Origin of the sequence: Enterococcus sp. C46 (assembly GCF_040887565.1) — a bacterium.
Classification (GTDB): domain Bacteria; phylum Bacillota; class Bacilli; order Lactobacillales; family Enterococcaceae; genus Enterococcus_B; species Enterococcus_B lactis.
The window spans coordinates 16815-37141 of sequence record NZ_JBFOGA010000007.1 but is presented as its reverse complement, the minus strand read 5'-3'; the positions used below and the strand labels follow the sequence as shown (position 1 = coordinate 37141).

18 protein-coding genes are annotated in these 20327 nt (G+C 40.5%); 16 read left to right on the top strand and 2 right to left on the bottom strand.

What is annotated here, in order from left to right:
- Positions 1-383 precede the first annotated feature (383 nt).
- The 14 genes from gmk (at position 384) to AB3I27_RS10460 (ending at position 15408) form a co-directional block, all read left to right on the top strand.
- Positions 384-998 (top strand): guanylate kinase, encoded by a 615-nt coding sequence (gene gmk / locus AB3I27_RS10525; protein ID WP_002310431.1) that lies wholly within the window; start codon positions 384-386, stop codon positions 996-998.
- 4 nt (positions 999-1002) lie between these two features.
- Complete coding sequence (gene rpoZ, locus AB3I27_RS10520) at positions 1003-1308, top strand: DNA-directed RNA polymerase subunit omega (protein WP_002287365.1); 306 nt, start codon at positions 1003-1005, stop codon at positions 1306-1308.
- Positions 1309-1560: 252 nt separating this feature from the next.
- The gene (gene priA / locus AB3I27_RS10515) at positions 1561-3969 is read left to right on the top strand and encodes a primosomal protein N' (RefSeq protein WP_002310430.1); all 2409 of its coding nucleotides are present in this window, start codon (positions 1561-1563) and stop codon (positions 3967-3969) included.
- Positions 3970-3983: 14 nt separating this feature from the next.
- Positions 3984-4475, top strand: coding sequence for a peptide deformylase (gene def / locus AB3I27_RS10510; protein ID WP_002310429.1), 492 nt, complete (start codon positions 3984-3986; stop codon positions 4473-4475).
- On the top strand, positions 4468-5406 hold the full coding sequence (gene fmt / locus AB3I27_RS10505; protein WP_002310428.1) for a methionyl-tRNA formyltransferase: 939 nt from the start codon (positions 4468-4470) through the stop codon (positions 5404-5406). Before def ends, fmt begins: the two co-directional genes overlap by 8 nt.
- Positions 5406-6764 carry a 16S rRNA (cytosine(967)-C(5))-methyltransferase RsmB gene (gene rsmB, locus AB3I27_RS10500; RefSeq protein WP_002314334.1) on the top strand — a complete coding sequence of 453 codons (1359 nt, stop codon included), beginning with the start codon at positions 5406-5408 and terminating at the stop codon, positions 6762-6764. Before fmt ends, rsmB begins: the two co-directional genes overlap by 1 nt.
- A 12-nt stretch (positions 6765-6776) precedes the next feature.
- A complete protein-coding gene (locus AB3I27_RS10495) occupies positions 6777-7517 on the top strand; it encodes a Stp1/IreP family PP2C-type Ser/Thr phosphatase (RefSeq protein WP_002310425.1) in 741 nt (246 codons plus the stop codon).
- The gene (gene pknB / locus AB3I27_RS10490; RefSeq protein ID WP_002344843.1) at positions 7514-9583 is read left to right on the top strand and encodes a Stk1 family PASTA domain-containing Ser/Thr kinase; all 2070 of its coding nucleotides are present in this window, start codon (positions 7514-7516) and stop codon (positions 9581-9583) included. Before AB3I27_RS10495 ends, pknB begins: the two co-directional genes overlap by 4 nt.
- Before the next feature lie 283 nt (positions 9584-9866).
- A complete protein-coding gene (gene rsgA, locus AB3I27_RS10485) occupies positions 9867-10766 on the top strand; it encodes a ribosome small subunit-dependent GTPase A (RefSeq protein WP_104760129.1) in 900 nt (299 codons plus the stop codon).
- 12 nt (positions 10767-10778) lie between these two features.
- On the top strand, positions 10779-11429 hold the full coding sequence (rpe, locus tag AB3I27_RS10480; protein WP_002310420.1) for a ribulose-phosphate 3-epimerase: 651 nt from the start codon (positions 10779-10781) through the stop codon (positions 11427-11429).
- On the top strand, positions 11430-12068 hold the full coding sequence (locus AB3I27_RS10475) for a thiamine diphosphokinase (protein WP_002335302.1): 639 nt from the start codon (positions 11430-11432) through the stop codon (positions 12066-12068).
- A 155-nt stretch (positions 12069-12223) separates the two neighbouring features.
- Positions 12224-13078, top strand: a complete 855-nt coding sequence (gene mreC, locus AB3I27_RS10470) for a rod shape-determining protein MreC (protein ID WP_002316855.1) — start codon at positions 12224-12226, stop codon at positions 13076-13078.
- Between the two features lie 3 nt (positions 13079-13081).
- Positions 13082-13591 carry a rod shape-determining protein MreD gene (gene mreD, locus AB3I27_RS10465; RefSeq protein WP_002310417.1) on the top strand — a complete coding sequence of 170 codons (510 nt, stop codon included), beginning with the start codon at positions 13082-13084 and terminating at the stop codon, positions 13589-13591.
- Between the two features lie 254 nt (positions 13592-13845).
- Entirely contained in the window at positions 13846-15408 is a 1563-nt protein-coding gene (locus AB3I27_RS10460) for an NlpC/P60 family protein (protein ID WP_325908072.1), read from the top strand.
- 67 nt (positions 15409-15475) lie between these two features.
- On the opposite strand, the gene AB3I27_RS10455 is transcribed toward AB3I27_RS10460, so the two are convergent.
- Positions 15476-17275: a M3 family oligoendopeptidase gene (locus AB3I27_RS10455; protein ID WP_002310415.1), complete on the bottom strand. Its 1800-nt coding sequence runs from the start codon at positions 17273-17275 to the stop codon at positions 15476-15478.
- A 121-nt stretch (positions 17276-17396) separates the two neighbouring features.
- On the opposite strand from AB3I27_RS10455, the gene AB3I27_RS10450 reads away from it, so the two are divergent.
- Positions 17397-17903, top strand: coding sequence for a VanZ family protein (locus tag AB3I27_RS10450; protein WP_002310414.1), 507 nt, complete (start codon positions 17397-17399; stop codon positions 17901-17903).
- Positions 17904-17981: 78 nt separating this feature from the next.
- Positions 17982-18704, top strand: coding sequence for a YebC/PmpR family DNA-binding transcriptional regulator (locus AB3I27_RS10445; protein WP_368022991.1), 723 nt, complete (start codon positions 17982-17984; stop codon positions 18702-18704).
- A gap of 81 nt (positions 18705-18785) precedes the next feature.
- Here AB3I27_RS10445 and AB3I27_RS10440 read toward each other — a convergent pair whose 3' ends face one another.
- A complete protein-coding gene (locus tag AB3I27_RS10440) occupies positions 18786-20183 on the bottom strand; it encodes a L,D-transpeptidase family protein (protein ID WP_002316851.1) in 1398 nt (465 codons plus the stop codon).
- Positions 20184-20327 lie beyond the last annotated feature (144 nt).

The window sequence follows — 20327 nt, the reverse complement described above, 5'->3', positions numbered from 1 at the left end:
ACAGCTTTTTCACGACCTCTCATACACGGCGTTCAAAAGCTTGCATCTGCGGTAATAAGCCCAACCAAACGAAAAACATGACAAGCTGTTTATGTTTGGTCGTTCTTATTACTTGATGCAGGGCAGCTTTTTCACGACCTCTCATACACGGCGTTCAAAAGCTTGCATCTACGGTAATAAGCCCAACCAAACGAAAAACATGAGAAGCTGTTTATGTTTGGTCGTTCTTATTACTTGATGCAGGACAGCTTTTTCACGACCTCTTGGTACAGGGTAGCTTTTTTACCAATTTCTAGCTATAATTAAAGATAACCTTGAAAGTTGCAGAAAAAAAGTGCAAAATAAACGATAAGTACAAAAAGACTAGTTGAAAGGACGTCGTCATGTCAGAGCGTGGATTATTAATCGTGTTGTCTGGTCCATCCGGTGTAGGAAAAGGCACAGTACGAAAAGCAATTTTTGAGAGTGAGGATAATGATTTTCAGTATTCAATCTCAATGACTACCCGTAAAATGCGTGAAGGGGAGGTCGAAGGCATTGATTATTTCTTCCGAAGCAAAGAGGAGTTTGAATCAATGATCGAAGCTGGAGAGATGCTGGAATACGCAGAATATGTCGGGAATTATTATGGAACGCCTTTGTCATATGTCAACAAGACATTGGATGAAGGAAAAGATGTTTTCTTGGAGATTGAAGTCCAAGGAGCAAAACAAGTCAAAGAAAAAGTGCCCGATGGTGTATTCATTTTTTTGACTCCGCCAGATTTAGCGGAATTAAAATCACGAATCGTAGGCCGAGGAACAGATGCAGACGAAGTAATCGAAGAACGAATGAAAGTTGCAAAAGAAGAAATCGAAATGATGGCTCTTTACGACTATGCTGTTGTAAATGATGAAGTGCCGCTAGCAGTTGAACGAATCAAACACATTATTGCCAGTGAACATTTTCGAGTAGATCGCGTAATCGGTAAATATATTAAAATGTTAAAGGAGATGTAGTCTTATGATGTTAAAACCTTCAATTGACTCACTATTAGATCGTGTAAATTCAAAATATTCTCTAGTAATTTTAGCAAGCAAACGCGCACATGAGTTGGATGCAAGTGCACAACCTACACTAGATTCTTTTGATTCAGTAAAAAGCGTTGGTCAAGCTTTAGAAGAAATCGATGCAGGGAATGTAGTCAATGATCCTCATCCTGAATTAAAACGTGAACGTTTGAAGATGGAAGAAGAGGAACGTCAAGCTCAAAAAGAGCGTGAACAACACGAATTGGAATCACGTATCCGCGAAGAGCAAAAAATGTAATAAAGAAAAGTAGAGCGAACATCTAAAAAGAAAAGCAAACCCAGCTGTTTCCTTTTCAAACATTCGCCACTTATTGTCTGGTAGAAAAGGCTGTGTCTGAACTTTTTGACACAGTTCTTTTTTTTCTTATCTGCTGTTAATTTTTTGTTAGGATTTGGCAGAAAATAAGACAAATCCAGCGATCTCTAGTAAAATAGGCAAGGAACTTTTTGTCGCTTGATATGAAAAGACAAAAAAAGGAGGAAACGAACCATGACATTAACAGCTGAAGTCATTGTGGACGTACCTACTATGCAGACCGATCAGCCATTCACCTATCTGGTTCCCTCTGAAATGGAAACAGCTTTGCAAGTCGGGATGCGGGTAGAGGTCCCTTTTGGTAATGGCAATCGTCATGTCCAAGGATTTGTTATGGCTATCCAAAAATCAGAAGAATCAGCTAACCCATCGTTGAAGGCAGTGATCCGTTTGCTGGACCTTGCTCCGGTGGTCAATGAAGAATTACTTTCATTAGCTGATTACATGAAAAAAATCACTTATGCATTCAAAATCACTTGTCTACAAACGATGCTTCCGAGTGTGATGAAAGCAGAATATGATAAATTGATCTATCCTTTGGCAGATACACCAGAAATTCAGGCATTGTTTGGTCAACGGGAAGTGATTTCCTGGAAAGAAGCAGAAGAAGAAGGCAGCCTTTCTCAATTGATTCGTTGGCGCCAAGAGCAATTAGTAGATATCAAATACGAAGTCCATACACGAAATAAAGTAAAAACAATTCGTTTGGTCCGTTCCCTATTAACTGAAAAGCAAATCGAAGAAGAATGGGCAAAATTACGGCAAAATGCCAAGAAACAAAAAGAGCTTCTTTTGTGTTTATCTGAACTGAGCCAAGAAGAACCAATCGCTTATTTCAAAGATAAAGAAATCAGTACTGCTGTCTTGAATCAAGGAAAAGAAAAGGGCTGGCTGGAGTTTGTAGAATCAGAACGTTATCGCGACCCTTATCAAGACCGAGTATTTGACCAAACGACGGCATTGGAACTGAATACAGAACAAAAAAATGCTGTCGAACAAATCATCACAGCAGGTCAGCAACAAAAAGATCAGGTCTTTTTGCTAGAGGGAATCACCGGTAGTGGAAAAACAGAAGTATATCTTCAATCAATCGCTGATGTTTTGTCAGAAAATAAAACGGCTATAATGTTAGTGCCTGAAATCGCATTGACTCCGCAAATGGTCGAGCGATTCAAAGGACGCTTCGGTGAATCTGTTGCGGTCTTACATAGCGGACTTTCCCAAGGTGAAAAATATGATGAATGGCGCAAGATCGAGCGTGAAGAAGCACAAGTAGTAGTAGGCGCACGCTCTGCTATTTTTGCTCCGCTGAAAAATATAGGATTGATCATTATCGATGAAGAACATGAATCAAGTTATAAACAAGATGAGACGCCGCGTTATCATGCGAGAGATTTAGCTATTTGGCGCAGTAAGTACCATCATTGCCCAATAGTCCTTGGAAGTGCGACGCCCTCTTTGGAATCAAGAGCACGAGCTCAAAAAGGCGTTTATCAGTTATTGCAATTGAATCACCGAGCCAAAGTAGCTGCACAACTTCCAGCTATTGAGATCGTAGACATGCGTGAAGAGTTTCAGAATCATCGGACCTCTACTTTTTCTGCTAATTTGCAGGAAAAGATACAAGATCGGTTAGACAAAAAAGAACAAACTGTCCTACTGCTCAATCGTCGAGGATATTCGTCTTTTGTGATGTGCAGAGACTGCGGATTTGTTCTCCCATGCCCTAATTGCGATATCTCTCTTACCTTGCATATGGATACACGTTCGATGCGCTGTCATTATTGCGGACACGAAGAACCTATTCCTAATCGCTGTCCCAATTGTAGGGGCAACAAAATCCGTTACTATGGGACAGGCACCCAAAAAGTAGAAGAGGAACTCCGAGAACTTTATCCGCAAGCTAGGATTTTGCGTATGGATGTAGATACCACCCGAAGAAAAGGGGCACACGAACAGATTTTACAAAAATTCGGTGCAAAAGAAGCAGATATTTTATTAGGGACACAAATGATCGCTAAAGGCTTGGATTTTCCAGAAGTCACATTAGTTGGCGTGTTGAATGCCGATACCTCCCTGAATTTACCGGATTTTCGTTCTAGCGAGCATACATTCCAATTGCTGACCCAAGTTTCAGGACGAGCAGGACGAGCGGAAAAACCAGGCGAAGTCGTGATCCAAACGTTCAATCCTCAGCATTACGCCATAGAATTGGCTAAAAAACAAAACTATGAACAGTTTTATCAGCAGGAAATGCATGTACGGCATCGAGGAGGCTACCCTCCTTATTACTTTACTGTGAAAATAACTGCCAGCCATCCTGAAGAACAAGTGGCGGCAAAGAAAATCTTTCAGATTGCCAATCAACTAAAAGAAGTATTAAGTCCTCAAAGTTTGTTACTAGGACCAACACCCAGCATGATTTTGAGAGTGAAAAATCGATACTATTATCAACTGATCATCAAATATAAACATGAACCGAATCTGCCCCATGTTTTGGATGAAATCTTGAATGGAAGCCAGAAAGAACAGCGGCAAGGTCTTTTTGTGGCAATTGACAACGAACCATTAAACTTTATTTAAGAAAGGACCAACTTATGCGCTATCCTATATTGATCCACCCTAATGATAAATTAAAAATACCTGCTCAGCCAATCGACGTGATCACGGACGAAACGATTGCTTTGTTAGACAACTTATATGAGACGATGATTGCGAATGACGGAATAGGGATTGCTGCTCCTCAAGTAGGACAAAACAAAAGAATCGCTGTGATCGAAGTAGATGAAGGCGAAAAATTCGAACTGATAAACCCAGAAATCATTGAAGCAAAAGGTGAAAGCATGGACGTAGAAGGCTGTCTCAGTATCCCGCATGTCTATGGAACAGTTAAGCGAGCAGATGAAGTGACTGTACGCTATTATGACCGCGATGGAGAAGAGATAGAAGTGACAGCTTTCGGCTATTTAGCCCGTGCCTTCCAGCATGAAATCGATCACTTAGACGGTATTCTGTTCATTGAGAAAATGGTACAGCAGATCCCGGAAGAAGAACTTGAAGAATATATGGAGGAACATCTTGATGACTAAGTTAGTATTTATGGGCACACCTGCTTTTTCTGTGCCAATTCTTGAAGGGCTGATAGAATCAGGCTACGAGATCCAGGCAGTAGTCACACAGCCCGACCGTCCAGTTGGGCGGAAACGAGTAATTACGCCGACACCGGTAAAAGAAGCTGCTCTAAAGCACGGTATCCGTGTGTTGCAACCAGAGAAAATCTCCGGTTCGCCAGAAATGGAAGAAATCATTGAATTGGCACCTGATTTGATCGTCACTGCGGCGTTTGGCCAGTTCTTGCCTGAAAAGTTATTGCAAGTGCCAAAATTAGGGGCAATCAATGTCCATGCTTCTTTACTTCCTAAATATCGGGGAGGTGCGCCTGTTCATTATGCCATCATGAATGGGGAGGAAGAAACTGGTGTAACGATCATGGAAATGATCAAAAAAATGGATGCAGGCGGAATCTATGCGCAAGAAAGCATGCCAATCACTAAACAAGATGATGTGGGGACGATGTTTGAAAAGCTCAGCCTTTTAGGAAGAAAGCTATTATTAGAAACATTGCCTAATATTTTGAATGGACAAAAACCAGTCCCTCAAGACGAGTCAAAAGCCACTTTTTCGCCAAACATCACACGTGAACAAGAAGCGGTCGATTGGCATAAAACTGCAGAAGAAATCGACAACCAAGTACGCGGGATGCGTCCTTGGCCGATTGCATTCACGACCTATGAAGGTACACGCTGGAAATTATTATCGGTTGAAGTACTGGCAGAAAGTACAGACGAAGCACCAGGCACGATCATCCGAAAAGACAAAAAAAATCTATGGATTGCTTGCGGCAAACAGACCGTATTAGCCATCAATGAATTACAGCCAGCTGGTAAAGGAAAACAAGCCGTACACGATTTTCTTAACGGAAGCGGTCAGCAAGTTCAGATTGGTCAGCAGGTGAAATAATGAAAAAAATCCCTAAAAAAATGAAAAAATCTGTACGATATATGGCATTACTGACATTAGAGCGAGTGAACAAGGGCGGCGCCTACTCGAATCTTTTGCTGAATGAGATGATCAAACAAAGCGAGCTAAATCAAAAAGACGTGGGTCTATTTACAGAATTGATCTACGGTACGATTAGCCATCAGCGACTATTGGAATTTTACGTTGCATCATTGATCGCTAAAGCAAAAAAAGTGGATGACTGGGTCAAGACGCTTCTGTATCTTTCTGTATATCAATTAGAATTTTTAGATAAAGTCCCTGCACATGCTATTTTAAACGAGGCGGTCGAAATCGCGAAAGTAAAAGGAAATCCTGGAACAGGAAAATTTGTAAATGGTGTTTTGAGGAATTATCAGCGTCAAGGAGCACCAGATCTGCAAGGCATTGCTGATCCTATCGAAAGACTTTCTGTCAAAATCAGCCTGCCTCTATGGATGACGAAACGGTTGGTGGATCAAATCGGTTACGAAGAAACTGAAAAGCTCGGTTTATCGCTATATCAGCCTAGCCATGCTAGTGCCCGAGTAGATACACGCCGACTTTCCAGAGATCAGGCCATCACTGTTTTGCAAGAAGAAGAGATCTCAGCTGAAAAAAGCCAAGTCAGTCCATACGGTATAGTAGCGAAAAAAGGGCATTTAGCTTCTAGCTCATTGTTCCACGATGGCGTCATGACGATCCAAGATGAAAGTTCGATGCTTGTAGCGCCGTCTATGCAAATCGAGCCTGAACATCATGTCTTAGATGCCTGTGCAGCACCCGGAGGTAAGACGACACATATTGCTTCTTTTTTGGATCCTTCATGCGGTGGGGAAGTGATTGCTTTAGATGTACATGAACACAAAGTCAAACTCATTGAAGAAAATGCAACACGTCTGGGTGTCTCTTCTGCTGTTTACGCTCAAAAGATGGATGCTAGAGAAGTCAGCAAGCAGTTTGAACCAGAGCAGTTCGATCGGATTTTAGTAGACGCGCCTTGTTCAGGTCTCGGGCTCCTTCGGCGAAAACCAGATATCCGTTATAAAAAACAGCCGGATGAATTAGCGAATTTACCAAAAATCCAATTGGAAATTTTAGAAAGCTGCGCACCAGCTTTAAAGTCTTCCGGTATTCTGACTTATAGTACTTGTACGATCTTAAAAGAAGAAAACCAAGACGTTGTTTCTGCTTTCTTGGAAAGACACCCTGATTTTGAGAGGATTGATGTTTTGACCAATCCTATGCTACAATCATCAATCGTAGAGAAAATGTTGACTTTGTATCCGCATCAGTTTTACACAGATGGATTTTTCATTTGTTGTTTGCGCAAAAAGTAATGAGGTGAAAAAATGCAGATTGAATATCAATCAGATGTAGGAAGACGACGTAACACCAATCAAGACTATGCCAGTGTATTTACTAGCCGTTCAGGTCTCAAGCTTGCTGTATTAGCAGATGGGATGGGTGGGCACCGTGCTGGAGACATTGCTAGTCAAATGGCGGTAACAAATCTAGGCGAAGCTTGGGAAGAACAAGAAGCTGCCGACGATGAAAAAATCGCCCAGTGGTTCATTCAATCGATTCAAGAGGAAAATATGCTGATTTATCAGCGAGGACAAGAACAGCCGGAATATAACGGTATGGGAACAACAATCGTAGCGGCAGCTCTGTCAGATGACTGGTTCACGATTGCGAATGTTGGCGACAGCAGAGCGTATTTGATTCGCGAAGATAAAATCATGCAATTGACAGAGGATCATTCTTTAGTTAACGAACTAGTCAAATCAGGGGAAATCAGCGAAGAAATGGCAGTGAACCATCCAAGAAAGAATATTTTAACACGTTCTGTCGGCATGCCAGGAACAGTCGAAGTAGATGTTTCTACTCATCTTTGGCAGCTAAAAGATCGCTTGCTGTTATGTTCAGATGGCTTGACGAATATGCTATCTGAAGAAGAAATAGGAACGATCATTAATCAAGAAGGCCCGTTATCCCATAAAGTAACTGAGCTGATTGATCGTGCCAATGAAGCAGGCGGAGCGGATAATATCACCGTTCTTCTTATCGAATATAAGGAGGACTGTGTATGATCGAGTTGGGAAAAAAATTAAATGGCCGTTATCAAATCACGGGGAATATCGGTAGTGGTGGGATGGCTAATGTATTTTTGGCGCACGATTTGATCTTGGATCGAGATGTAGCAGTCAAAGTCTTACGATTCGACTTTCAAAATGATCAAACCGCGATTCGACGATTTCAGCGAGAAGCTTTAGCAGCAACAGAACTCGTTCATCCAAATATTGTCAGTGTTTACGATGTTGGTGAAGAAGACAATATGCAGTATCTAGTGATGGAATACGTCAAAGGAATGGACTTGAAACGATATATCCAAACACATTATCCTGTTCCTTATGAAACAGCAGTAAATATTATGCAGCAGATTCTTTCTGCTATTTCTTTAGCTCATAACCATCAAATCATCCACCGAGATTTGAAACCCCAAAACGTATTGATCGATAACGAAGGTGTAGTAAAAATCACGGATTTCGGGATTGCTATTGCTTTATCTGAAACATCGATCACACAGACGAATACGATGTTGGGATCTGTTCATTACCTATCTCCTGAGCAAGCAAGAGGGAGTATGGCAACGAAGCAGTCAGATATTTATGCTTTAGGGATCATTCTTTATGAGATGCTGACAGGTAGCGTGCCGTTTGATGGCGAATCTGCTGTGACGATTGCTTTAAAACATTTCCAAGATGATCTTCCATCCATAAAGGCACTTGATCCAAATGTACCGCAAGCACTGGAAAATGTGATTTTACGGGCGACGGCTAAAGAACCTGCAGACCGTTACAAGTCAGCCGAAGAAATGTCTGATGATCTTTCTACAGTATTATCACCAGCTCGTGCAAACGAAGAAAAATGGCAACCTCATGCGATGGATAACGAAACAAAAGTTATCACACCGCTTGCAGCAGATACACCAATGCCGGATTCATTCAAATCTATGCCTCTGCCAAAAGACGAACCGAGAAACGAAACATTGCCGGAAGAGGAAGAAGATCTGCCTGACCCTAAAAAGAAAGGACAGAAAAAATGGTGGCTGATCCTGTTAGCTGTCCTCGCTGTTTTAGGAATCGGAACAGCTGTATTCTTTGCTTCTGGCGGACGAGGAGAAGTTGTTGTTCCTGATGTTTCTGATCTTTCTGAAGCTTCTGCCAGAGAAACACTCGCAAAAGCGAAATTAGAAGTAGCAACAAAAACAGAAGAAATTGCAGATGACAAAATCGAAGAAGGCAATGTGGTGAAGACAGACCCTGCAGCGGGAACCACAGTCAAGCAAAAACGCGAAGTCACTCTTTATATCAGCAGTGGCACGAAAAAAATCAAATTAGATGATTACAGTGGTAAAAGTTATGAAGATGCTGAAGCAAGTTTGAAAGAATTAGGATTTTCTGCTGATTTGATTCAAAAAGAAGAGGAATTCAGTTCAGAGGTAGAAAGCGGAATGATCATTTCGCAATCTCCATCAGAAGATACAGAAGTCGATCCTAAAACAGACACGATTACTTTCACAGTCAGCAAAGGACCAGAAACAGTGACTTTGAGTAGTCATGTAGGAGAAAACTACGAAACTGTCCGTAATTGGCTTGTTACACAAGGATTCAATATCAATAACATTAGTGCTACTTATGACTATAGCGACACTGTGCCATCGGGTTCGATCATTAGTCAGGATCCAGCCTCAGGTGAAGTTGTAGCAGAAGAAACTTACATCAGTTTTGTCGTAAGCCAAGGAACAGAACCTAAACTGAATGACATCTCCGGCTATACAAAAAGCGAAGCACAAAGTTATTTGGCTAGTATTGGTGCAGAATATATCGGTCATGAGTCTTCTGAATATTCAAGTACGGTGGATAAGGACAAAGTAATCCGTACAGTGCCAGGGGCAGGTACGACGATTACCAAAGGAATGGTTGTAAACGTGATTTACTCTAAAGGATCAGACCCAGTGTCTTCTAGTTCTGAGAAAGATTCTTCAGACAGTTCTAGTAGCTCAAGTAGCTCTAGCAGTACGAGTAGCTCTTCCAAAGAAGAATCTTCCAGCACCGCAAGTTCATCAGATAGTACCTCAGAAAGCTCAAAGTAAGTTTTTAATAAAATAGAACAAAGAGGTTGTGACAGAAGTGATCAGCTTCAAGAAATAAGAAGGAATTTACGAAAATTGATTCTCAAATTTTTGTGAAATTTCGGCTTATTTTTCGAAGAAGCTACTTCTGGAACACCGTTTACTCGGAAAAAGGGACTGTGTCACAGTTCCTTTTTTGTGTTTTCTATCCCTTTTGATTAGTTTTCAAGCCTTTTACTTTGAGAAGTTTGCGTGGAACGACACCTACTTTCCTTTTCATATGGTAAAATAAACAAAAACGGAGGTGGCACTTATCAAAGGACAAATCAGAAAAGCAATCAGCGGTTTTTACTATGTATACGCAGACGGAGAGACCTATCAAACAAGAGGAAGAGGGAATTTCCGGAATCGGAAAATCACGCCGCTTGTCGGAGATCAGGTAATCTTTGAGAGTGAAAATCAAACAGACGGCTATCTTCTGGAAATCTTGCCGAGAAAAAATCAATTAGTTCGCCCGCCAGTCACAAATGTTGATCTTGGAATCATTGTCACAAGTATCGTGGAACCTGCATTTTCTTATAATCTGCTTGACCGCTTTCTAGTTACCTTGGAATATGAATCAATCGAACCGCTCATTTTTTTGACGAAGACCGACTTGTTAGACGAACCGAAAAAAATCGAAGAAATCAAACAAACCTATACTAAGATAGGCTACCCAGTGATTGTACCCAATCATGCGGGTGACACGACAGAATTGATTCGTTACTTTCCAGAACGGCTATCGGTCTTCATGGGACAGTCTGGAGCAGGAAAATCAACACTACTGAATCAAATATCTCCAGAACTGAATTTAGCAACAGGAGAGATTTCTGATGCACTTGGAAGAGGGCGGCATACAACACGGCATGTGGAGCTACTCCCTATCTATGATGGATTAGTAGCAGACACACCAGGATTCAGCTCGATTGACTTTTTGACTATCGAAGCAGGAGAATTGCCAAGACAATTTCCGGAATTTGTGGAAGCTTCTGCCCATTGCAAATTTAGAGAGTGCATGCATGCCAAAGAACCTGGCTGTGAAGTGAAACAAAGAGTAGAAACAGGTGATATCGCACAGACACGTTACGATAATTATTTGCAATTCTTACAAGAAATCGAGAAAAGAAAACCCATGTATACGAAAAAAGAAGGTAAACGAAAATAGGAGGAACCAAGAATGAAAATAGCACCATCCATTTTGAGCGCAGATTTTGCCAATTTACAAAGAGATATTGAGTTAGTAGAAAAAGGAGGCGCAGATTACATCCACGTAGATGTCATGGATGGCCAATTTGTCCCAAATATCACGTTAGGGCCAAATATTGTTCAGGCAATCCGACCTGTCACTAAATTACCGCTAGACGTTCATCTGATGATCGTTGATCCGGAAAATTACATTCCAGCATTTGCGAAAGCTGGAGCAGATATCATTACTGTCCATGTAGAAGCAACTCCTCATATCCATCGGGCACTCCAAATGACAAAAAGCTTAGGTGTCAAAGCTGGAGTAGTTATTAATCCAGGGACACCAGTCTCCATGATCAAACATGTTTTGCCTTTGGCTGATCAAGTGCTAGTCATGACTGTCAATCCGGGGTTTGGCGGACAAAGCTTTATTGAAGAAACGGTAGAAAAAATCGCAGAACTCGCTGATCTACGTAAAGAGAACAATTGGTCTTATGCAATCGAAGTAGATGGAGGAATCGTTCCAGAAACAGCAAAAGTCTGTAAAGATGCAGGGGCGGATGTCTTTGTTGCAGGATCATATATCTATGGAGCCGAAAATCCAGTCGGACAAATCGAACGGTTAAAAGAGGCATTAGATTAAATGAAAATTTTATTAGCTGCTGGAGGTAATCCGGAAAACTGGCCGCAGCCTTTACTGACCAAATACGATGCCTATGTCGGAATAGATCGTGGTGCGCTGTATCTGCTTCAAGCAGGCTACCCAGTAGATCTGGCAGTAGGTGATTTTGATTCATTGTCGAACGAAGAGCAGGAGGAAGTATTTGCAAAAGCCAAAGAGTATGCCCGTTCACCCGCAGAAAAAGACGATACAGATACACAATTGGGGATCTTAAAGACATTTGAACGTTATCCGCAAGCTGAAGTCACTTTGATCGGCGCCACAGGCGGAAGATTGGATCATCTTTTAGCCAATCTCTGGTTAGGTCTGGAACCTCGCTTCAAACCGTTTGCCCATCAGCTTATTATTAGAGATCGTCAAAATTATTTGGCTTATTATTTGCCTGGAAAGCATATAGTAAGACAGGTTCCAAGTATGAAGTATCTAGCTTATTGCTGTTTGACGCCCGTCTCGGATCTTACATTGAAAGGCAGTAAGTATGTATTGGAAAATAAAGCAGTTGAATACCCGACATCTTATGCAAGTAACGAGTTTCTTTCAGATACCGCTGAATTTTCTTTTTCAGATGGTATGATTGCAGTTATTCAAAGCAAAGACTGACCAATGAACAAAAGGAAAAATTTTGTCTTTCAGGCTAAAAATGACAGAATCTATTATTTACTAAAAAAAAGCTTAAGAGGAGCAACTTGCCTTTTGTTTCCCGGCATTTAGTGATAAAATTGAACACAAGAGTCTAATTAATTCGAGGTGTCTTTGTGAAGAAGTTCAATCCTAATAAAAATATTATTATTACCTTGGTTATTGTTATCATCGTGGTGACGATACTAAGTGTGACCGCTGCACAGCGAGCGAATGAAGGAAAGCCTAATTTCTTCCAATCCATCGTTAATGACAGTGTTGCAATGGTTGATAAAACAATTTCTGCCCCAGTACGGTGGGTGAGAAACGGAGTAGATTCTGTCCATAGTCTTTTTTCAACTTATGCCGAAAATGAGCGGCTAAAAGAAAAAATCGATAGTTATGATGACGTTGCACAGCAAAACAAGAATTACGAGAGAGAAATCGAATCTTTGAAAAAAGAACTTGATTTGAACCAAACGCTGACGAGTTACGAAAAAGTAACGGCAAATGTCATTACTCGTTCACCAGATAGTTGGCAGGACATGCTGATCGTAGACAAGGGTTCTAAAGACGGTATCGAAGCAAATATGGCAGTCATGTCGCAAAAAGGATTGATTGGCCGAGTGATCGAAGTCAATACAGCTTCGTCTAAAATCGAATTACTGTCATCCTCTAACGAAAGCTCCAATCATTTTCCAGTACGGGTATCTTCGGCTAATGGCGAAGCATTCGGTTTGCTTAAAAACTATGATGAAAAACTCCATGCATTAGTGGTGACCCAATTGACTGGTGATACGGATATCAAAGAAGGGGATGTTGTTCAGACATCCGGTCTTGGAGGAAATTCTCCAGCTAACTTGCCGATCGGTACGGTTATCAAAACGAAACCAGACAGTTATGGTCTGGATCGGGAAGTGTATGTGAAACCTTATGCAGAAATGTATGATGTGTCAGTTGTGACGATTGTCCAACGGCTAGCGGAGGATTAGTCCATGTTGAAAAAAGAAACAATGAAGTACTATCTGCCAATCGTTCTTTTCTTTTTGATGTTGCTAGATGGCCATTTAACAAGAATGCTAGGAGAGTGGTCGAAAGGCAGCTATATGTCAAATGCCCACTTTCTGATTTTGGCATTGTTATGTTGTAGTATGGCATTTGAAAAACGCTATTTGCTAATCACCACGATTGTTCTCGGTGCAGTCTATGATGCTTACTATATCGGTGTTATCGGTATCTATGCAGTAGCTCTCCCTTTAATCGTATGGTTGATGTACGTAATGAAAGATGTCATCCACGTCAACATCTTTACTGAATTTTTCAGTATGATTATCTTTGTCACGGGTTATGAACTGTTTACGATGGTGGTCCAATTGATTTTTAAACTAGCAGTAGTAAATAACACGTATTTTATTACAAGGTTCTTAGGGCCTACACTACTGTTGAACATGATTATTTTTGTATTATTCATTTTTCCATTTAAGAAATTATTCAGTGATGAATAATTTCTTTTTTTGTTTTTCGTCTGAAAGTAAAAAAGAATTATTGTTATCTTAAAAAAAGCCCGTCTTAGCATGCCTTTTTCATGATCATTTTCTGAAACGAACAGTTTTGTCATTTTTAGAGGTTGTTTTGAAACATTTTTGTAACATAACTATTATATCGCTGACATACTGCTATGGTACAATTTTTATATCGTTAAGAAAGACTTAAATATATTTAGATATTTATTAAATTAAGCCAGTCGGAGGAATGAAGAGTGAAAAAGAGTTTAATATCAGCAGTAATGGTATGTTCAATGACCTTGACTGCCGTAGCATCACCGATCGCTGCCGCGGCGGACGATTTTGATTCTCAGATACAACAACAAGATCAAAAGATTGCAGACTTGAAAAACCAACAAGCAGATGCACAATCACAAATCGATGCCCTAGAAAGCCAAGTTTCTGAAATCAACACACAAGCACAAGATCTATTAGCAAAACAAGACACATTGCGTCAAGAATCTGCACAATTAGTAAAAGATATTGCAGATTTACAAGAACGTATTGAAAAACGTGAAGATACAATCCAAAAACAAGCACGTGAAGCACAAGTAAGCAATACAAGCTCAAACTATATTGATGCTGTATTGAATGCTGATTCATTAGCAGATGCTATCGGACGCGTTCAAGCAATGACAACGATGGTAAAAGCAAACAACGACTTGATGGAACAACAAAAACAAGATAAAAAAGCTGTAGAAGACAAAAAAGCTGAAAACGATGCTAAACTAAAAGAATTAGCTGAAAACCAAGCTGCTTTGGAATCTCAAAAGGGCGATCTTTTATCTAAACAAGCTGATTTGAACGTACTGAAAACTTCATTAGCTGCTGAACAAGCAACTGCTGAAGACAAGAAAGCTGACTTGAACCGCCAAAAAGCAGAAGCTGAAGCAGAACAAGCACGCATTCGTGAACAACAACGTCTAGCAGAACAAGCACGTCAACAAGCAGCACAAGAAAAAGCTGAAAAAGAAGCACGCGAACAAGCAGAAGCAGAAGCTGAAGCACAAGCTACTCAAGCTTCATCAACTGCACAAAGCTCAGCATCAGAAGAATCATCAGCTGCTCAATCTTCAACGACTGAAGAATCATCATCAGCTGCTCAATCTTCAACAACAGAAGAATCAACAACAGCGCCTGAATCTTCAACAACAGAAGAATCAACAACAGCGCCTGAATCTTCAACAACAGAAGAATCAACAACAGTGCCTGAATCTTCAACAACAGAAGAGTCAACAACTGTACCAGAATCTTCAACAACAGAAGAGTCAACAACTGTACCTGAAACTTCAACAGAAGAATCAACAACACCTGCGCCTACAACACCATCAACAGATCAAAGTGTTGATCCTGGGAACAGTACTGGTAGTAATGCAACTAATAACACAACTAATACAACACCAACACCAACGCCTTCTGGAAGTGTGAATGGTGCAGCAATCGTAGCAGAAGCTTACAAATATATTGGTACTCCATATGTTTGGGGCGGTAAAGATCCAAGTGGATTTGACTGCTCAGGATTCACACGCTATGTTTACTTGCAAGTAACTGGTCGTGACATTGGTGGTTGGACAGTTCCTCAAGAATCAGCTGGAACAAAAATCTCAGTTTCTCAAGCAAAAGCTGGAGACTTATTATTCTGGGGTTCACCAGGCGGAACTTACCACGTAGCGATTGCTTTAGGCGGAGGACAATATATCCATGCTCCTCAACCAGGCGAAAGCGTAAAAGTTGGTTCAGTTCAATGGTTTGCACCTGACTTTGCTGTCAGCATGTAAGAATGATTAATCAAAAAGAGTTAGCCCTTTTCTGGACTAACTCTTTTTTATTGAGAGAAAATAGAAATCAGATGAATTCTTCTGTCAATTCCATGAACGTTTGGATATCTTCCATCACCATATCGATACCTGCTTGCCAAAAATCTGGTTGAGTGAGATCAACATTCAAATGTTTCTTTGCAAGATCTTCCGTCGTCATTGAAGCAGTATCACGTAGTAAATGGATATATTCTTCTTCGAAATTTGCCCCTTTTTGATTAGCGTAAGCATAAATGCCTAAACTAAACAGGTAGCCAAAGGTGTATGGGAAGTTATAAAACGGTACGTCATCAATAAAGAAATGTAATTTTGCAGCCCAGAAATATGGATGATAAGTGGCTAAAGCTCCTTGGTAGCCTTCTTTTTGTGCTTCAACCATCATCTCTGTGATCTTATCTTCTGAGACTAATCCTTCTTGCCGTGCTTCATAGAATCGATTCTCAAAAATGAATCGAGAATGGATATTCATGAACATAGCTAAAGCATTTTGCAGTTTTGTATCTAGCAAATTGATTTTTTCTTCTTTTGTTTTTGCGGCTTTTAATGTAGCATCGGCTACGATCAGTTCTGCGAATGTACTTGCTGTTTCTGCGACATTCATTGCGTATTCACGATTTAAAGAAGGTAAGTCCCACATCGTGCTGCTATGGAAAGCATGACCCAATTCATGAGCAAGTGTCGCAACCTCATTAACAGAATTGCTGTAGGTCATAAAGATCCTCGATTCTTTTGTTTCTGGTAACTCAGTACAATAACCACCAGGACGTTTTCCAGGACGATCTTCTGCTTCAATCCAGCTCTTTTCAAAAGCAGATTGTGCGAATTTAGCCATTTTTGGACTGAATTTATTAAAGTTTTCGATAATAAATGTAGCTGCTTCGTCAAAACTAAAGGTTTTTTCTTTCAAATCGCCTAAAATAATAGGTGCATCTTGATCCTGCCATTCCATTTTTTCTTTACCGAAAAGATTGGCTTTTCTAGTCAAGTAATCAACAAGGGGTTGTTTGTTTTTTTGGATCGTCTCCCACATGACAGACAATGTTTCTTTTTTTAAACGGTTGTATTCTAATGGTTTTTGCAGAAAATCCGTGATGCCATGGAGTTCATAGTTAGAAAGTCTGAAACCATCTAAATGATTCAAAGTATCTGTGAAGAGGGGGGCCTTTTCTTTCCATGCTTTTTCCCATGCTGCGAAAAGTGCTTCTCTGATTTTTGGATCTCGATCGCCCATCATCTTATTGAAGGCTTGGCCAGCAGATAATTCGACTACTTGACCATCTTGTTCGAAGGGAATCGATATGCTGGCTACAATCGTATCATAATGACTGCTCCAAGCATTTAGACCATCTAATGAGAGCGTGTTGATAATGTTCTCTTCAGCTTCTGATAATAATTGTGAACCGTCACGACGGATCTCGTTTAAACGAAACGCAATTGTTTCAAACGAACCCTGGGAAAGCATCTGATTCCAATCATTGTCAGATATTTCTGCAAATTTCTTCGACAATACTGTTTCGGCTGATTGTAGACGAGGAAGTATGGCGTAAAGCTTCCCTGATAAGATCTTTGCATCTGAATCATTGACATTGGCAGAAAGCAATGCAGTAATATAGCTGTTGCATTGGGTAAAGCCGTTCGTAATCGTTTCTTGCAATTGAAGAATCGCGTTTAGCTGCTCTGCATTGTCAGAACTAGGTGACCATTTTGTTACACGTTGATAATATTCGTTCGTTTGGTCTTCCAATTGCTTCATCCGTTGGTTCAAAGCATCAGAATGACTTCCTCCGGGGAAAATAGAATCTAGATCCCAATTTAATGAATAACTCATGAAAAAACTCCCTTCATATTGTAATACAAAATTAAGTATAGCACTTTTTTATAGAAGAAGTCTCTATGAAAATGATTGTTGTTTCTTCAAAAAAAGTCTAAGATAAATACAGAGGTGACTTATGAATTCTTCAAAAAAACAACTGAAAAACGGAAATATTTATTTAGTGATCGCACTTATAGTCGTTGCCATCTTATTTTACAGTTCTTCTCAAACTTACGGACAGCAATCACAAGTTTCGCGATTAGAAAGCTGGCTTCCTAATCAGCCATTTAAGGACACATTAGCAGGTATACGTTTTAATTATGGTGGAAGTATCGTGAGTATCGACCATCTGGGCTACGCCAAATTTGTAGAGTTCTTTTTAAGAAAGGGCGCACATTTTGGTACTTATTTTGTTTTGGGTGGCAGCTTGTTTTTAGGTGTTTTCCCTAAACTAAAGATTTGGTGGCTGACAGCGATCCTTGCTTGGCTTTCAGCAACAGGGTACGCAGGTTTGGACGAATTCCATCAGATGTTGACCGGTGGACGAACACCTATGTTCCAAGATGTCATGCTGGATTCGATCGGTGCTCTGACTGCTGTGGTATTATGTGTGCTTTTTGCGACATTCAAGAAGCGTTTATAGATTGGCTGTGGCTTTGTTTTTTTGTGAAATAGTACTAGAATAGAAGTGTATTCTCAAAAGAACAAGGGAGGAAAAATCATGTCAGGACATAGTAAGTGGCATAATATCCAAGGAAGAAAAAATGCCCAAGATGCGAAACGAGGAAAAGTTTTTCAGAAACTTTCTCGTGAAATCTATATGGCAGCTAAAGCAGGCGGTCCTGATCCATCCATGAACCCAGCTCTGCGGCTTGTTGTGGACAAAGCCAAAGCTGCAAATATGCCAAACGACAATGTAGAACGGGCAATTAAAAAGGCTACCAGCGCCGTAGATGAAACGAATTACGATGAAATCACGTATGAAGGATATGGTCCGGGTGGAGTAGGAATCTTAGTCCATGCATTGACGGATAACCGTAATCGGACAGCGACAAATGTCCGAGTAGCTTTTACTCGAAACGGTGGGTCACTGGGAGAAACGGGTTCAGTCAGTTACTTGTTTGATCGTAAAGGGTATATCGTCATTGAACGCGATGGGTTGGCTGTTGATGAAGAGACGATGTTTGAAGATGTATTAGAGGCGGGGGCAGAATATCTGCAAACTTCTCCTGAAGTGTTCGAGATTTATACTGCACCAGAAGATTTTGCTGCTGTACGAGATGAGCTGGAAAAAGAGTTCACTTTAGCGCAAGCAGAATTGACGATGATCCCACAAACGACGATCGATTTAAATGAGGAACAACGGGAGCAATTGGAACGTCTAGTAGATAAGCTAGAAGACGATGATGATGTCTCAGAAGTCTTTACTGCTGCTGAAATGTAAGCAAGTGCATAGTTGAGATAATAAGTAAGAACGCACCTGTACGATTCGTACAGGTGCGTTCTTTTTATAAATTCTTTTTTGTTAGAAGACCAATACAGGTGTTCCTTTTTCGACCATCCCGAATAATTCCTTCATTACACTTGGCGGAGTGTTGATACAGCCATGTGAACCGCGGGTTTTCCATAAATCTCCGCCGTATTCAGGTTGCCAGTCAGAATCGTGGATACCAACACCTGTCCAGTCAATCGGCATCCAGTAATTTACTGGACTCTCGTAAGGTGTTCCGTCGTCATTTGTTCCTTTTAAAGTTGCATCTTCTTCTTTATTCCAAACATAGAAGACCCCAGCAGGTGTAGGTGTAGATGGCTTTCCGGAAACGATATCTGTTTCAAGGGCTACTTTTCCGTCTTTATAATACCACATATGCTGGTTCTCTAGATCAACTTCGATATACGTATCTTCGATCAATGGATGATCAGCGGTTGTGCCACCTTGCACAATCGGAGAACGAGTAAAGTCTTGGCCTGTCAGAATAGCTTTTTTCAGCGCTTCTGTCTCGCTATCTGTTTGGATCGTCCAGCTGTAAGTGCCAACTGGGACTGTAACTTCTCCTCTTTTTGTACTTTTAAATTTTGTGTCATTCGTACTTGTGTTATACTTTGTGCCTAAATCTGTTACATATTGACGTACTTGTTCTGTATCTAAATCGACTTTTCCGTCGTAGGTCAGCCAGCTCATGATATCACTTGATGGGATCTGGAAAGTCTCCCCGTTTATACTGTAAGTAGCTTTTACTTTTGCGATAGCATTCATGGATTCGAGCTGTTCTTTCAGTGAACTGTCTCCGGAGGTTACTTTTGGTTTTTCTTTGAACTCAGTTAATTCAATCGTATCTTTACCGGAATTTACTGCACTTTTTACTTGTTTGACCGCAGCATCGACGTTGATGGTATTTCCATTGACTTCAGGCTTGATAACAAAAGAGTCGCCTGATTTTTCAATTGTTGCATCAGTTGTAGGTGTCCGGTCTTTATTCAGATCAGTCAGTTTAGTTGTCAATGTCTGAACGGTAGTATCCAGTTTCTGGTGGTCTTGACTGATAGGATCGATTTCTTGTTTTTCAGCTGCTGAAACATAAGTCATTCCCCAAGTCCATCCGTTTTGTTCATTTAGGATCGGAGAAAGCTCAGAAGTGAAATCATCTTTATAGCCGAGCTCAGATTTTGGTACTTCCTGCCAGACTTTTCCATCTTCTTTAATAGCTAATTTTTTATCGGAATAAGCTTCTTTTAATTTTTCATTTGCTTTTTCGACTGTTAGATTGCTGACATTTATTCCGTTGATTTCCGTATTCGGCAAAAAATGCTTTGTGTAGTATGTACTGCGATAGGTATAAAAGCTAATCAGCACCAAGAGAACACCAAGAGCTGAAAGCAAAGCAACATGTTTCGATTTTTTTCGATGCGAAGATCTTGTCATATCGACAACTCCTTAAGTAAAAGTTTAGGGTGGAACGGTCTCATGATAGCATAATTTAGACGAAAAGACGAAGGTTATCTCTTCTTTATGAAAAAATTTAGAAACCATAAGAGTGATAAAATAAAAAAACGGAAAACACCGTTT